The following is a 16,718-nucleotide window of genomic DNA, read 5'->3' as shown; positions in this document are numbered from 1 at the left end:
GCGCCTGCAACCGCGTTGGCGGGGTAGCCGGCGTGGCCAATGCGCGGCGCTGCGCACTGCGCTGGCTGCAGATGCGCAAAGCCCCGGCAGTGCCGGGGCTTTGCGGGACAGCATTGGATCAGAACTCTTGCCAGTTGCCGTCGGCCAGGGCGGCCTGCGGCTTGGCCGGCCGCGACGGCGTGGCCGCCGCACGCGCGGCCGGCTTGGTTGCGGGCGTCACCGCAACCGGGCGCGAGGCGACCGGGCGGGCGCGTGCAGCCGGCGCGGCCGGCGCAGCCGGCTCGTCCAGCTTGAACACCGACACCGCTTCGGCCAGGTGGCCGGCCTGCTCTTCCATCGAGCGTGCGGCCGCGGTGGCTTCTTCCACCAGGGCGGCGTTCTGCTGGGTGGTCTCGTCCATCTGGGTGATGGTCTGGTTGACCTGCTCGATGCCGGCCGACTGTTCCTGCGAGGCGGCGGAGATCTCGCCCATGATGTCGGTGACACGCTGCACGCTGGCCACGATCTCGGCCATGGTCGCACCGGCCTTGCGCACCAGTGCCGAGCCCTCGGCCACCTTGTGCACGGAGTCGTCGATCAGGCCCTTGATCTCCTTGGCCGCGCCGGCCGAACGCTGTGCCAGCGTACGCACTTCCGAGGCGACCACGGCAAAGCCGCGGCCCTGTTCGCCGGCACGGGCGGCTTCCACCGCCGCGTTCAAGGCCAGGATGTTGGTCTGGAAGGCGATGCCGTCGATGACCGAGATGATGTCGGCGATCTTCTTGGACGAGGCCTCGATGCCGGACATGGTGGTGACCACCTGCGAGACCACGTCGCCGCCCTGCGAGGCCACGCCGGTGGCGCCGATGGCGAGCTGGTTGGCCTGGCGGGCGCTTTCGGCGTTCTGCCTGACCGTGGAGGTGAGCTCCTCCATCGATGCGGCGGTTTCTTCCAGGTTGGCCGCCTGCTGCTCGGTACGATGCGACAGGTCGCTGTTGCCGGAGGCGATCTCGCCGGCAGCCGAGTTGATCGCGGTGGACGAGACCTTGATGCGCCCGACGATGTCGGAAAGCTGCTCGGCGGTGGCATTGGCATCGTCACGCATCTGCGCGAACACGCCACTGAATTCGCCGCGCATGCGCACGGTCAGGTCGCCGCGCGACAACGCCGACAGCAATGCGGAGATCTGCTCCAGGCTGGCGGCGTTGGCATCCAGCAAGCCGTTGAGCTGCTGGGCCAGCTGCAGGAAGAAGCCCTGCTTGCCATCGGTTTCCACCCGGCCGCTCATGTCGCCGCTGGCGGCGGCACGCACGATGCGGGCGACTTCTTCTTCGACCTGGACCTCGATGGTGCGATCGCGCCATTCACAGACATCGCCGGTGCTCTCGCCCTGCTCGTTCTTGATGACGGTGACGGTCTGCATCATCACAAACTCGCCGTAACGCTCTTCGAAGCTGGTGATGCCGTCGCGTTCCAGCGCTGCGATGGCCTTGTGCACGGTCGCTTCGGGCAGGCCGAGATAGCTGATGTGCTGACCGATGATCTTGCTGGCCTCAAACTCGGGCGAGGACAGACGGATGCTGCCTTCGTAATGCGTGACCAGCTTCTGGAACGCCTCGTTGGCGTAGATCATGATCCGATCGGTGTCGGTGATGAAGGTGCTGGTGGAGGATTTGTCCAGTGCGGTACGGATACGCAGGTTTTCGTCGGCGATCTTCTTGTCGCGTTCGATGCGCTCCTTCAGGTCGCGCTGCATCCGGTGCATGGAGCGCATCAGTTCGCCCACTTCGTCCTGGCCCTGCACATTGATCTGGCCATCGAGCTTGCCGCTGGCGATTTCGGTGGCGGTGGACACCGCGCCGCGCATGCTCTTGACGATGGACCGTGCGAACAGGAATGCCAGGCCCAGGCCACCGGCGATACCGATCAGCAGCACCAGCACGGTCAACGAGACCGAGGTGGCATGGACCTTTTCGGCCTTGCTCTTGGCAGCCTGCGCCAACTTGTTGTCTTCGGCGATCAATGCGGCCAACGATGCCTGTGCCTTGGCATGCAGTGCGCTGGTTTCGCCAACGAAGGTATCGACGGCGTCGTCAGGCAGGTTCAGTTCCAGCATTTCGTCGACGCTTTCGTAGGAGGCCGAGGCCTTCTTCCAATCCGCAACGAAGGTGGCAAACAGCTGCTTTTGCTGCGGGCTCTCGATCAGGCGGGGATAGCCCTTGATCGTGGCCTCGATTTCGCCATTGAGCCGCTTGGCGCGGACCTTGGCTTCCTGCTTGACCGAGTCGCTGGCGCGCACCAGATTTTGATAGGACGCATTTCGATATTCGCCGAGCATGCCGCGCAGATCGCCTGCTTCGCGCACGCTGGACATGGTATTGCCGGCCAGGTCGCGGGTGACATTATTGAGCGAGGCCAGGCCCGCGTAGGCGATGATTCCCTGCACCAGCATGATCAGCAGCACGATGCCGAACGCCAGCATCAGCTTGGGCATCAATTTGAGATTGTTGATCCATTGCATTGACACGATTCCCCGGTAGAAGTCAGTGCGCATAACCGCAAACAGCAGATCGCCACGCGCGAGGGCGTGGCGATCTGCTAGGCGATTACTTGATGGTGGCCAACTTCAGGCTGGCCGGCGAGCTGACTTCGATTTCGGCACGCGAGCTGTCGCGCTGGATCTTGCCGAGCACACACACGTCCTTGCCTTCCAGGGATTCAGGGGCAAAACTGAACTTGCCGCGGTTGGCGCCGTCGATGCGGGCCGAGAAGGTGTGACGCGGGAACATGCCGCCCATGTACAGGAAGGTGGGTTCACCTTCCGAGCTCTGGGCGTACTTGGCCTTTTCGACCTTGCCGCACACCATGCCGTCCTTGCCGACGAAACGGGTCGCCATTTCCGGCGGAATCATTTCCTGCGACTGAGCCGACAGCGTGGGAGCAACGATCACGAGAGCAGCGACGGGGAGGAGCGAGAGCAGGAACTTCATTGGGATTCTCCAGAATCAAAAGTCGAACGGTGACCCGTTTATGTACGCGGGCTTCTATTCAGCTATCGGCTAGCCGCCGTTCAACTTGAATCCGAAAAACGTGATTTCTATCTCACTTCAACTTGGTTGTGCGTCTCGTGTCGGGAAGCTCCCGACACCAGATGGTCTGAATCAGGCCGCTTCTTCGGCCAGCTGCTGCTGACCGAGCTCGGTGCTGTCCAGCAGGGTCTCGATATCCAGCAGGATCAGCATGCGATCGTCCTGGGTGCCGATGCCCGAGATGAAGCGGGTATCGACCGAGGCGCCGAATTCGGGGGTGGGGCGGATCTGATCGTCGTTGAGCGGGATCACGTCCGAGACGCTGTCCACCACGATGCCGACGACGCGGTCTTCGACATTGAGCACGATCATTACGGTGAAGGCGTCGTAGCGCGCTTCTTTCAGGCGCAGCTTCAGGCGCAGGTCGATCACCGGCACGATGGTGCCGCGCAGGTTGATCACACCCTTGATGTAGTCCGGTGCGTCGGGCAGACGGGTGACCGAGTCGTAGCCGCGGATTTCCTGCACTTTCAGGATGTCCACGCCGTAGTGTTCTTCGCCAAGGGCGAAGCTGAGGAATTCACCACCGGTGCCGGTGGTCGTGCTTTTGTCGTTCATGGAAACTCCGGGCGTTGCGGCTGAGTGTCGGATTGCAGCTATAAAAAAGCATGCGGATGAGGATTGCCCTAGCAACATCGGCGCAGTGCAGGGCAACTTTAGCCGTGCGCCGAGGCTGGTGCGGGTGGGTTCAGAACACGCCGCTCTTGCGCGCATTGCGCTGGCGGTCGACCCGGAAGATGTAGCGCTGGATGGTCTCGTCGGCGCCGCGTGGCAGGTCGCTGAACTGCATGCCGACCCGGAAGCCTTCGCTGCCGTTGGGCAGGGTCTGCTTGTACTGGCTGCATACCGTCAGCGGCAGGGTGATTGGCGCGGTGTCGGGCAGTTGCAGCGTGCAGTTGCGGTAGGTGCGTTGTGGTTCGAGCAAGGGCATGCCGTCGGTGAGCGAGACCGCCAGGCCGCCGCTGCTGATGTCGATCACGCGCAATTGCAGGTTGAGATTGCCGCCCTGTGCCTCTTCCTGGCGAATGATGCAGATGGGCGAGTCGGTGATCGGCGTTTCCAGCCGGTACGACTCGCGGCGCTGCATGTGGTACATCGCCTCGGGCAGGTCGGCGCGGAAGGCGACATGGATGTCGCGTTCCAGCCGGTCGGGCGTTTCCAGCCGGAAGCGGATGTTGACCCGTTCCAGTTGTGCGTAGCACAGCAGGTACTTGGCCTCCTGGATGGCGCGGTTGGAGGCCTCGTTGTGGCTGCCGTCCAGAATCACGCAGTCCTCGTCTTCGTCCACTTCGAGCACGGCGGTGGGCACGGCCATGTCGCGCCCGGCCACATGCATGGTCACGATGGCACGCTGGTCGAGCAACTGGCGCAGCAGGCCACGGATCTGCCGTTTGTTGCGTAGCAGATAGCGCTCGTCACCTTCGGCAAGGTGATCGTCGTGGTCCAGCTCTGAGGTATCGCCTTGGGACATGGGCACAAGCACAGTAGATGCGGGAAGACGCCGGAACGGTTGTCCTGGCGTCGCCTTGATATCGGCGGCAAAGCGAAATCTTTAAGAGCGGCTGACAAATAACCACTGCGTGACGTCTTGGTTGCTTTCGGCGCTATGTTCCTGGCGCTGGATGGTGCGGATGGATCAGTTGCGGAGCGGGCGGGGTTTGCGGGTTTGCTGCAGGGCCCTTGCCCGCCCACCATCGCAGGACACGTCGCAAGTACGTCCATGTAGGCTCCGGCGCGGCATCCATGCCGCTCAGGGTCCCGCGACGGTGAACGGACAAGGACCTATCGAGATGGTCGGTGTGCACGGTAAGAGCGGTGCTGGATGCGTCGTTCGCTCATAACCTATCGGCTCCATGTCTGATGGGCACCGCGCGCTCGACGCTGCGGGTTTGCTGCAGGGTCCTTGCCCGCCCACCATCGCAGGACACGCCGCAAGTACGTCCGTGTAGGCTCTGGCGCGGCATCCATGCCGCTCAAGGTCCCGCGACGGTGGGCGGGCAAGGACCTATCGAGATGGTCGGTGTGCACGGTAAGAGCGGTGCTGGATGCGTCGTCCGCTCATGACGTATCTGCTTCATGTCTGATGCGCACCGCGCGCTCGACGCTGCGGGTTTGCTGCAGGGTCCTTGCCCGCCCACCATCACAGGACACGCCGCAAGTACGTCCATGTAGGCTCCGGCGCGGCATCCATGCCGCTCAGGGTCCCGCGACGGTGAGCGGGCAAGGACCAGTTGAGATGGTCGGTGTGCATGGGAAGAGCAGTGCTGGACGTGCTTTTTTTGATCATTGAAGCATCGGCTCCAGGTCTGATGCACACCGCATGACAGACAGCTTTTAGATGAGCGCCGACCAACTGTCTGGTGCAGTGTCCTTGCCGGTTGCGGGACCGTGTGGCATCAGCTATAGGCGTGCCGTGCGTTGGCCAGCACGGTGTTCAGTTGGTCCTGCTGTTCCAGGCGGAACACCGCCACTGCATCCACCAACTGCGCGGCCTGGTCTTCCATCGCGCGTGCAGCTGCGGTGGCTTCTTCCACCAGCGCGGCGTTCTGCTGGGTGGTTTCGTCCATCTGGGTGATGGTCTGGTTGACCTGGGTGATGCCGGCGGCCTGCTCGCGCGAGGCGCTGGTGATCTCGCCCATGATGTCGGTGACGCGCTGCACCGAGCTGACCACCTGCTGCATGGTGCTGCCGGCCTCGGAGGCCAGCGCGGCGCCGTTGCCGATGCGGGTCACCGAGTCGTCGATCAGGTGCTTGATCTGCTTGGCTGCACCGGCCGAACGCTGCGCCAGCATCCGCACTTCCGAGGCGACCACGGCGAAGCCGCGCCCCTGTTCGCCGGCGCGCGCCGCTTCCACCGCCGCGTTCAAGGCCAGGATATTGGTCTGGAAGGCGATGCCGTCGATGACCGAGATGATCTCGGCGATCTTCTTGGACGAGGTGTCGATGTCGGCCATGGTGGTGACCACGCGGCCCACCACGTCGCCGCCCTTGGCAGCCACGCCGGCGGCATCCAGCACCAGCCGATTGGCCTGGTCGGCGTTGTCGGCGTTCTGCCTGACGGTGGCGGTGAGCTCTTCCATCGAGGCGGCGGTTTCTTCCAGTGCCGCGGCCTGCTGTTCGGTGCGACGCGACAGGTCGCCATTGCCGGTGGCGATCTCGGTGGCGGCCGCGTTGATCGCCAGCGACGAGTCCTTGATCCGGCGCACGATGCCGGCCAGCTGGTCGGCAGTGGCATTGGCGTCGTCGCGGATGGTGGCGAACACGCCTTGCAGGTCGCCATCCATGCGCGCGGTCAGATCGCCCTGCGACAGCGCAGAGAGCAGCGCGGACACCCGCGACAATCCGTCTGCATTGTTGTCCAGCAGCACGTTGAGTTGCTGGGCGAGCAGCAGCAGGAAGCCCTGTTTGCCTTCCAGGCCGACACGCCCGCTCAGGTCGCCGGCAGCGGCGGCCTGCACGATGCGTGCGACTTCCTGTTCCACCTGGACTTCCTGGGTGCGGTCGGCCCACTCGACCACAAAGCCCATGCGCTCGCCGGCCGCGCCCAGCACCGGGTTGACCACCAGTCGCATGGTGCGGCCACCGACATGGATCTGCGCGGTGTGCGTGCCGGTGAGCTGATCGAGCATGCGTGCCTGATGCTCGGGCCTGCGATGGAACTGGTCGATGCTGGCGTCGATCAGCGCATCGGCATCGAAGTTGGGCAGGTCGCGGCGCAGCTCGTCCTGCACGCTCTTGAGCATGCGCTGCAGCGGGCGGTTGACGTAGATGATGCGGCGATCCGCATCGGCGATCATCACGTTGGTGCTGACATCGTCCAGCGCGGTGCGCACGCGCAACGCTTCGCTGGCGATCAGATGGTCGCGTTGCAGGCGCGCGCGCAGGTCGTCGCGCATGGTGCGCGCGTTGCGCAGCAGGCGGCCGAGTTCGTCGTGGCGGTCGATCTCGATCGGATTGTCCAGGCGGCCGGCAGCGACATCGCCGAGCACGCGTTCCACCGCCAGCAGCGGGCGGGTGACCATCTTGCGCGCGGCGATGAACACCACTGCGATGCACAGGCCCAGCACCACCAGCGAGAGCAGCAGCATGCTGCCCATCAGCTCGTCCAGCGGGCCGTCGATGGCGCTGCGCGGCTGGGTGCCGATCACCGCCCACTGCCACGGCGCATAGCGCTGGGCGGTGACTTCGAAGGCCTGGCTGTTGCCCCTGGCATCGCGCAACTGCAGGTTGGCGCTGGGCTGCCTGCCGTCCAGTACCGACTGCAGCAATGCCTGCTGCCCGGCCGGCACCAGGGCCGCCAGCGTGGCCGGCGTGCCCGGCGGTGCGGCGATGACCTGGCCCTGATGCTCGCCCGGTGCCATGTCGACGATGACGAAATAGCCGTCCTGGCCCAGCCTGGTGGTGCCGACCTGCGCCTTGAGCGCGGCCAGGCCCTGGGTGTAGTTGCGACCGACGAACAGCGCGCCGATCACGTCGCCGGCGGCATTGCGCAGCGGCTGGTAGTGGGTCATGTATTGCTCGCCGAACAGCTGCGCCTGGCCGGTGAAGGGCTTGCCTTCGGACAATGCGGCGTAGGCCTTGCCCTTGCGGTCGAGCAGGGTGCCGATCACGCGCGCGTTCTGCTTGTTGCGTAGCGAGGTGGTGATGCGCACGAAGTCCTCGCCGGTGCGCGCGAAGATGGTCGCAACGCCGCCGGTGGCCTGCGCAAAACGATCCACCGCATCGAAATTGAGATTCTGTACCTGTGTGCCGGAGCGCAGCGTAGGCGTGTTCTGCGCGCCGATGGTCACGGTGCTGGCGGTATCCAGCTCGCGTGCGCCGCGCGGCAGCATGTCGTCGAACACGCTGCCCAGGCGCTGGGTGCCCTCGGTCAGGGTGACGTCGTACATCGCGACCGACTGCTGCATCAGCCGGGTACTGGAGTGCAGCTCGGCCTTGACCTGGGATGTGATGTCCGCGGCGGACTGGCGGTAGATGGTCAGGGCCAGCAGGCCGAGGGAAAGCGCGATCACCAATGTCAGCAGCGCGGACAGCCGGGTACCGACGGACAGCCGGTGGAAGGAGTGCATGAGGAATCGACCTTGCCCGGGGGAGGGCGTTACGGATGCGTGAAATCGATAGCGGCCGTTTATGCAATTAATTGATGATTTGCGTCGAAAACAGCACAATTGTCCAGTTCGCTTGCCCTCTGGAGCGAACGTGGCGGAGTGGCATTTGTTATTTTTGGGTGAAAAATAGCGTTCCGCGCAGTGCCCGCCCGCTGCCGTCCGACGGGTCCCCAGGGACAAAAAAAGGGCCGCTTCCCTCGCTAGGAAGCGGCCCTCAAGATTCGTGGATCACGAATCAAACTGCGCTCGAATACTGTTTCTGGAGACTGCGGGTGTGACGCGTTGCGGTGGGGCTTAGAACTCCTGCCAGTCGCTGGAACCGGCGGTGGCTGCCGCCGTCGCCGTGCCGGTGGTGCTGCGGCGCGGGGCTGCATTGCCAACCGCACGTGCGGCCGGGCGGGTGGCAAAGCGTGCGTTGACCGGCGCGGCGACCATCGACGAGGGCCGGGGGGCTGCCGGGCCCTGCTCGACGATCTTGAACACGGCAACCGCCTCGGTGAGCTGCTGGGCCTGCTCTTCCATGGCGCGGGCGGCGGCGGTGGCTTCTTCCACCAGCGCGGCGTTCTGCTGGGTGGCTTCGTCCATGTGGGTGACGGTCTGGTTGACCTGCTCGATGCCGGCCGACTGTTCCTGCGAGGCGGCGGAGATCTCGCCCATGATGTTGGTGACGCGCTGCACGCTGGCCACGATCTCGGCCATGGTCTTGCCGGCCTGGTCCACCAGTTGCGAGCCGTCGGCCACACGCTGCACCGAGTCGTCGATCAGGCTCTTGATCTCCTTGGCTGCTGCGGACGAGCGCTGTGCCAGGGTGCGCACCTCGGAGGCAACCACGGCAAAACCACGGCCCTGGTCGCCGGCACGCGCCGCTTCCACCGCCGCGTTCAATGCCAGGATGTTGGTCTGGAACGAGATGCCGTCGATGACGCTGATGATGTCGGCAATGCGCTTGGACGAGGCTTCGATGCCGCTCATGGTGTCGACCACCTTGCTGACCACCTCGCCGCCCTGCGAGGCCACGCTGGCGGCGCCGATGGCAAGCTGGTTGGCCTGGCGAGCGCTTTCGGCGTTCTGGCGCACGGTGGAGGTGAGCTCTTCCATCGAGGCGGCGGTTTCCTCCAGGTTGGCGGCCTGCTGCTCGGTGCGCTGGGACAGGTCCTGGTTGCCGGCGGCGATCTCGCTGGCGGCGGCGTTGATGGACGTGGCCGAGTGCTGGATGTGCCCGACGATGCCGGACAACTGGGTCGCGGTGGCGTTGGCGTCGTCGCGCATCTGTGCGAACACGCCCTTGAACTCGCCGTCCATGCGCGCGGTCAGGTCACCCGCCGCAATCGCCCGCAGGATGCCCGACAGCGACTGCAGGCTGCCATCGGCGGTGGCCATCAACTGGTTGAGGCTCTCGACCATGACGCGGAAATCGAACTGGAACTGCGCCGCATCGCCGCGTGCGCCGAAGTCGCCGTCGGCGGCGGACTGGGCCAGCTGCTTGATCTGCTGATTCATCGAGGACAGGTTGGTCTTCACCTGCGCCATGGTGTCGGTCAGCCTGGCTTTTTCGCCCGGCAGCGCGTCCATGTCTTCGCTGAGGTCGCCGATCGCGTAGCGGCCCATGATCTGTGCCAGACGCAGCGTGACCTGGACGTGGCTGTCGACCAGCGCGTTGGTATCGCCGGCCATGCGGCCGTAGTCGCCCGGGAACGCGTCGGCATCCATGCGGAAGCTGATCTGGCCGCTGTCGTGGCGCTTGGCCATGTCCAGCTGCGCGGTGATCAGGTTGCGCACCTGCGACTGCATCTTGTCCATCGCCTGCAGCAGACGGCCGGTCTCGTCGCTGGCCTCGCTGTGCACGGCGTTATCGAGCTTGCCGTCGGCGATCGCCTCGGCGGCGCGGGTGGCGCGGTTCAACGGGCCGGTGAGGCTGCGGGTAATCGTCCAGGCCAGCAGGGCGCTCAGCAGCACCACCGCAAGGCCGCCGCCGATCAGCATGCTGCGGCCACGCGCCATCGAAGCATTGGCCTGGTCGTAGGCCAGCTGGCTGCTCTTGCGCTGCGCGTCCGAGTAGGTACGGATCGCATCCTGCCAGCGCTGGGTGGCCGGCGCGGCGCGTTCGAGCAGGATCGGCATGGCCTGGTCGACCTTGCCGGCGGTGCCCAGTTCGCGCACCTGCTGGTTATGCGCCAGTGCCTGCTCGCGCGTCGAATCCAGCGCGTTGCGCAATTCCTGGTCGTGCGCGTCGGCGGGAAATGCGTAGAGCTTGTCGCGCAGCTCCTTGTAGCGGATGCGCTGGGCGTCGATCACTTCACCGAACTGGCGATTCTGCTCGGCAGTGGTCGGCAGCACGATGTTGCGCAGATTCAACGAGATGGTGGCATTGGCGTCCAGCATGTCGGTGGCGTACTGGATCATCGCCATGTTGCGGTTGACGATGGTGTCCAGGCGTTCGCGCGCTTGGCTGAGCGTGTACAGACCGGCGGCCACCAGCGCGCAGGAGAGAAGGATCAAGACGCCGAAGGCCAGGGAAAGGCGCTTGCCGACGTTGAAGCGGTGCAGGAAGGAGTTCATGGAGTGACCTGAGCGAATGTGCCGTTGGATGGAGTGGCATGCAGCGCAGTGCTGGAGCAGTGCGTTGCACGTCATCCCTTGTGTGATGCGTCGGTCAGATAACGGCGTTAGCGCTGCTGCATTGAGGCAGGCTGGACCGGTTGGTAAAGCCGGGTCTCAGGCACGTGACTGCCATGTGTATGCGGGGTAGGGGATCGGTGGGGGTGTGTGGGGAATATCCCTAGAAAACCCTGCTTGAATGCGGTTTTGGAGGTGCGCCGGCGCAGGCCGGCCCGGACGATGTGAAGTGCGATTTCACGCTGGCCACGGTGCATAGCGGGCGTGCGGACAGCTGCCTGGTCGTGCACAACGCAAAACGGCACCGCGTGTGCGGTGCCGTGATAAAGATGCTGCTGATGCGGATTACATGGCCGCGTGCCTGGGCGTGGTGTTTCCCTCGCGCACAGACACGCGCGTTGCAGAACCGGCATGTACGCCCTGCGGACGTGCCGACAGCGGTCAGTGCCGCTTAGAACTCCTGCCAGTCGCCCACGTCGGTTGTCGTCGCGGATGCGCCTGCGGCGCTGCGCCGCAACGGCGCGGCACTGCTGGTGCGGGCGATCGGACGCGGTGTGCCGCGGGCATTGGCGGGCGCATTGGCAATGGCCGACAACTGGCGCGCCACCGGTGCGTGCTCTGCGACCTTGAACACGGCGACCGCTTCGGTGAGCTGCTGGGCCTGTTCTTCCATCGCACGTGCGGCGGCGGTGGCTTCTTCCACCAGCGCGGCGTTCTGCTGGGTGGTTTCGTCCATCTGGGTAACGGTCTGGTTGACCTGCTCGATGCCGGAGTACTGCTCCTGCGACGCGGAGGAAATCTCGCCCATGATGTTGGTGACGCGCTGCACGCTGGCCACGATCTCGGCCATGGTGGTGCCGGCCTGATCGACCAGGGTGGCGCCCTGGGTGACCTTGTCGACCGAGTCGTCGATCAGCTGCTTGATCTCCTTCGCCGCACTGGCCGAACGCTGCGCCAGGGTGCGTACCTCGGAGGCGACCACCGCGAAGCCACGGCCTTGCTCGCCGGCGCGCGCCGCTTCCACCGCTGCGTTCAGTGCCAGGATATTGGTCTGGAAGGCGATGCCGTCGATGACGCTGATGATCTCGGCGATCTTCTTCGACGAGTCCTGGATGTCGGACATCGTGGTGACCACCTTGGCCACCACGTCGCCGCCTTGCGACGCCACTGCTGCCGCGCCGATGGCGAGTTGGTTGGCCTGGCTGGCGTGCTCGGCATTCTGCTTGACGGTGGAGGTGAGCTCTTCCATCGAGGCGGCGGTTTCCTCCAGATTGGCGGCCTGCTGCTCGGTGCGCTGCGACAGGTCCTGGTTGCCGGAGGCGATTTCGCCCGAGGCCAGGCCGATCGCGTCAGCAGCGCTCTGGATGCGGCCCACGATGCCGGCCAGCTGTGCGGCGGTGGCGTTGGCGTCGTCGCGCATCTGCGCAAACACACCCTGGTACTGGCCGCTCATGCGTGCGGTGAGATCGCCGGCGGCGATCGACTGCAACAGGCCGGACAGCGACTGCAGATTGCCGTCGGCGGTCGCCATCAGGTTGTTGAGGCTTTCCACCATCACGCGGAAGTCGTACTGGAAGCGCTCGGCATCGCCGCGGGCGCTGAAGTCGCCGTTGGCCGCCGACACCGCCAGGTGCTTGATCTCGGTATTCATTGCGCTCAGATTGACCTTGACCTGCGCCATGGTGTCGCTGAGCAAGGCCTTTTCGCCGGGCAGCTTTTCCATGTCCTCGGACAGGTCGCCGACCGCATAGCGGCCCATGATATGCGCCAGGCGCATCTTCACCGCCAGATGCGAGCCGACCAGGGCATTGGTGTCCTTGGCCATGCGGCCGAAGTCGCCGGGGAAGGCACCGGCATCCATGCGGAAGCTGATCTGGCCCTCGTCGTGGCGCTTAGCCATGTCCAGCTGGGCGGTGATGAGGTTGCGTACCTGGCCCTGCATGCGATCCATGGCCTGCAACAGACGGCCGGTTTCGTCGTTGGACTGCGTGCGCACATCGTTGTCGAGATTGCCGTTGGCGATCGCTTCGGCGGCGCGGGTGGCCTGGGTCAGCGGGCGTACCAGGCTGCGGGTGATCAGGAAGCCGAGCAGGGCGCTGAACAGCACCACCGCCAGCCCGCCGCCGATCAACATCGCACGGCCACGTGCCATTTCCTCCGTGGTGGCGACATAGGCTTCGCGGGTGCGCTGGCGCTGCAGGTCCGAATACTCCGTCAACGCGTTCTGCCAATGCTGCGTACCCGGTGCGGCCTTCTCCAGCAGCAGTTTGAGTGCTTCGTCAGGCTTGCCGGTCAGGCCCAGCTGCGCGACCGCGTCGTTGGTCTTGCGGGCCTGTTCGCTGGCCAGGTCGATGCGGTCGCGGATCTGGGTGGCCTGGGGCGAGGCAGAAAACGCGTACAGCTTGCGGCGGGTCTCCTCGTAGTCCTTCAGCTGGTCCTTGATGACGGCGTAGAAGCGCAGATTGTCTTCTTGCGAGGTGGGCAACACGATATTGCGCAGCTGCACGGCAATGACCGAAGTGGCGTTGGTCATGTCCTGTGCGTATTGCATGATCGTGATGTTGCGGTTGACCACCGTGTCCATGCGGTCGCGGGCCTGCGCCAGCGTGTAGAGGCCGGCAGCGACCAGTGCGCACGACAACAGGATCAGCGTGCCGAAGGCGAAGCTCAGGCGCTTGCCGACGTTGTACCGTTGAAGAAGAGCGATCATTTGGGGGTCTCGAGGCAGTGGGGCAAGAAAGGACAAAACGCGTCGGCGCGGACGCGTGGGGTGCGGCAAGGCAGGCATCCAGCCGATCCATCGCGCGGGCAACAGCGGGAGACCCCGGCGATGACAAGGCTGGTAAGCGTGCCGTGGAAGGTAACGGCCAGTGGTTGGGCGACTGAACTGGTCAGCCGCGCTGCGTATGGGCGGCCGTCACCGAAGTGACGCGCATGTGCAGAAACGGACCGGAAACGTCGATGTGCGTGCCATCGACGCAGTTGCATCGACCGGCCGATTCACATCTGGCTCACTCGTTCGAGCGTGATGCGACGTTGCGGTTGCGAGGACAGACGGGCGGACGGCACCGGCTGCTGGAGCGATGCAGCAGCCTGGTGAGCCTGGCGCCGTATGCGCAGGCGGTGCTATTGGCTGCGGCAGTATTGCCTGCGGCAGGCATCGAACCTGCGCTAGGCAGTTGAAGCGAGTCCGCAACGGCGGGGTGGCGCCACTGCCTCGGTTGCGACCGGATGCAATGCGCGATCGCAGGCGCAGGCGGGGTGGCTCAGCCAGCCTCGGTCAACACACTGCGGCCGGCGACCACGTAGCAGACACCGCGGCCAGTGACCGCGCAGCACGAGTGCACGGTGTGACTGCCCCCATGCGCGCGGCGTCGCCCACCGCGCGCGTACCCAACTCCGCACGCAGGGGCGTCAGGCGGCACGCACGCGTCGGGCCGGCACCACGGCGGCGTGCAGCTGGAACACCGACACCGCATCGCGCAACTGCTGCGCCTGCTGTTCCATCGCCCGTGCGGCGGCGCTGGCTTCTTCCACCAGCGCGGCGTTCTGCTGGGTGGCCTGGTCCATCTGTGCGACGGTCTGGCCGACCTGTTCGATGCCCTGCGACTGCTGCTGCGAGGCGTCGCTGATCTCGTGCATGATCTCGGTGACGCTGCGCACCGAGTCGACGATGTCCTGCATGGTGCGACCTGCCTGGCTGACCAGCACATTGCCTTGCTCGACCCGGCTCACCGAATCGTCGATCAGCTGCTTGATCTGCTTGGCCGCGCCGGCCGAGCGCTGCGCCAGCGTGCGCACTTCCGAGGCGACCACCGCAAAGCCGCGCCCCTGTTCGCCGGCGCGGGCCGCTTCCACTGCCGCGTTCAAGGCCAGGATATTGGTCTGGAACGCGATGCCGTCGATGACCGAGATGATGTCGGCGATCTTTCGGGACGCGGCCTGGATGCCGGCCATGGTGCCGACCACGTCGCCCACCACCGTGCCACCTTGCGAGGCCACCGCGGCGGCGCCGGTCACCAGCTCGCTGGCGCGCCGCGCGTGCGCGGCGTTGCTGCGCACGGTGGAGGTGAGCTCTTCCATCGCAGCGGCGGTTTCCTCCAGGTTGGCGGCCTGCTGCTCGGTACGCTGCGACAGCTCCTGGTTGCCGGCGGCGATCTCGCTGGCAGCAGCGTTGATGGCGTCGGTGGAGCGCTGGATGCGTCCGACAATATCGGCCAGCTGCGCCACGGTGGCATTGGCATCGTCACGCATCTGCGCGAACACGCCGTGGAAGTCGCCCTGCATGCGGGTGGTGAGGTCGCCTGCCGCGATGGCCTGCAGCACGCCGGACAACGCCCCCAGATTGCCGTCAGCGGTGGCCATCAGCTGGTTGAGGCTGTCGACCATGGCCAGGAAGTCGTGCTGGAAGCGCTGCGTATCGCCACGCACGCTGAAATCGCCGTTGGCGGCGGCCTGCGCCAGCAGCTTGATCTCGTTGTTCATTGCCGACAGGTTGGCCTTGACTGCATCCATGGTGTCGCTGAACACGGCTTTCTCGCCGGGCAGGCGGTCCATGTCCTGGCTCAGGTCGCCGATCGCATAGCGCGACATGATCTGGGCGAGTTTCATCTTCACTGCGATATGCGAGCCAATCAGGGCGTTGGTGTCGTGCACCATGCTGGCGTAGGCGCCCGGAAAGGCATCGGCGTCCATGCGGTAACTGATCTGGCCGGCATCGTGGCGTTGCGCCATCTCGCTCTGCGCGGCCAGCACGCGCTGCAGCTGCTCCTGCATCCGGCGCATGTTGTCGAGCAGCTGGCCGGTTTCATCGCGGCTGGGCGCGGCGATAGGCTCGCCGAGCTGGCCTTGGGCGATATTGGCCGCCACCGCAGCGGCGCGGCGCACATTGCGGGTCAGTCTGGACAGGGTGGACCAGCCCAGCGCCGCGATCAGCGCGGCCAGCAGCGACAATCCGGCAATGGCCTGCCACATCGCGTTGCGGGCATCGGCCAGGTGACGTTCGGACTGGCGCTGCAAGGCCTGCAGCGAGACGCTGCCGAGCGCTTGCATGGCCTGGCCGAGCGCGTCCAGCGCAGCGTTCCACTGGAGATCGGCGCTGGCGTCGTTGCCGTCCAGCGCGGTGCCGAGTGCGGCCAGCGCCGCGTTCGCACGCGCGGTTTCGGCCTTGGCGGCATCGGCCAGCGCGGGGTCGGGCTGTTCCAGCAGGCCGATCGCCTTGTCCAGCTCGTGGCGGAAACGCCGGTGGCTGCGGGCCAGCTGGTTGAGCTGTTCGCGCAGCATGGCGCGGCTGCCGGCCGCCTGCGACGGGTCGCTGGCCGCATCCAGCCGGGTCAGCGACTCGGTGGCATCGGGGCTGTAGATCAGCGTGGCCACCACCAGGTGGTAGCTCTCGATATACGGGGTGTAGACCAGCTGGCTGTCGTCGCGCAGGGCGTCGAGTGCGGCAAACGCCTGTTCGCTGACGGCGGCGTAGCCGTTTGCAGCGGCAGCGGCGACGTGGCGTTGCTGCAGGCCCAGCAGGGCCTTCTGGCTGCGCTCGAAGCCCGGCATGGTTGCCGTGGTGGCCAGCAGGCGCTGCAGATCGCGCTCGGCGCGCTCGGCCGCGGCGCGGGCGGTGCTGCCGCTGTCCACGTGGGCCGCGTGCAGATCGGTGATCAGCCCCAGCATCTGTTCGAGCGGCGCATAGCTGCGCAACTCGTTGCTGCTGATGGCCACACTTTCATTGAGCTTGCCGCTGTACAGCAGCACCGGAATGACCAGGCCGGCCAGCGCCAGCATCCCGATCACACCAAGCTTCCTGGCGATCGCCAGATCATCCCAGCGGCTGCTCCAGCGATGCGCAGAACGTGGGGCGGTCGGTGGCGACGGCACGGGCGAGGTGATCATGGATGCGTCTCATAGGCGTACGCAGCCTATCGGCCGA

At 65.6% G+C, this 16,718-nt stretch carries 8 protein-coding genes; all 8 read right to left on the bottom strand.

Annotation, left to right across the window (positions count from 1 at the left end):
• Positions 1-118 precede the first annotated feature (118 nt).
• Positions 119-2,500: a methyl-accepting chemotaxis protein gene (locus tag EO174_RS05960; protein ID WP_047125435.1), complete on the bottom strand. Its 2,382-nt coding sequence runs from the start codon at positions 2,498-2,500 to the stop codon at positions 119-121.
• Between the two features lie 85 nt (positions 2,501-2,585).
• On the bottom strand, positions 2,586-2,969 hold the full coding sequence (locus EO174_RS05955; protein ID WP_005993867.1) for a hypothetical protein: 384 nt from the start codon (positions 2,967-2,969) through the stop codon (positions 2,586-2,588).
• A gap of 171 nt (positions 2,970-3,140) precedes the next feature.
• Positions 3,141-3,626, bottom strand: a complete 486-nt coding sequence (locus EO174_RS05950; protein ID WP_016904902.1) for a chemotaxis protein CheW — start codon at positions 3,624-3,626, stop codon at positions 3,141-3,143.
• 130 nt (positions 3,627-3,756) lie between these two features.
• The gene (locus tag EO174_RS05945; RefSeq protein WP_164740106.1) at positions 3,757-4,539 is read right to left on the bottom strand and encodes a flagellar brake protein; all 783 of its coding nucleotides are present in this window, start codon (positions 4,537-4,539) and stop codon (positions 3,757-3,759) included.
• A gap of 925 nt (positions 4,540-5,464) precedes the next feature.
• Complete coding sequence (locus EO174_RS05930; RefSeq protein WP_126943028.1) at positions 5,465-8,137, bottom strand: Cache 3/Cache 2 fusion domain-containing protein; 2,673 nt, start codon at positions 8,135-8,137, stop codon at positions 5,465-5,467.
• 333 nt (positions 8,138-8,470) lie between these two features.
• On the bottom strand, positions 8,471-10,735 hold the full coding sequence (locus tag EO174_RS05925; RefSeq protein ID WP_047125433.1) for a methyl-accepting chemotaxis protein: 2,265 nt from the start codon (positions 10,733-10,735) through the stop codon (positions 8,471-8,473).
• 508 nt (positions 10,736-11,243) lie between these two features.
• A complete protein-coding gene (locus tag EO174_RS05920) occupies positions 11,244-13,502 on the bottom strand; it encodes a methyl-accepting chemotaxis protein (RefSeq protein WP_126943025.1) in 2,259 nt (752 codons plus the stop codon).
• A gap of 704 nt (positions 13,503-14,206) precedes the next feature.
• Positions 14,207-16,681, bottom strand: coding sequence for a methyl-accepting chemotaxis protein (locus tag EO174_RS05915; protein ID WP_126943022.1), 2,475 nt, complete (start codon positions 16,679-16,681; stop codon positions 14,207-14,209).
• Positions 16,682-16,718: the final 37 nt, after the last annotated feature.

This window comes from Xanthomonas sp. BRIP62418 (assembly GCF_003993495.1).
GTDB classification, from domain to species: Bacteria; Pseudomonadota; Gammaproteobacteria; order Xanthomonadales; family Xanthomonadaceae; genus Xanthomonas; species Xanthomonas euroxanthea.
This window is presented reverse-complemented; position numbering and strand designations above follow the sequence as displayed.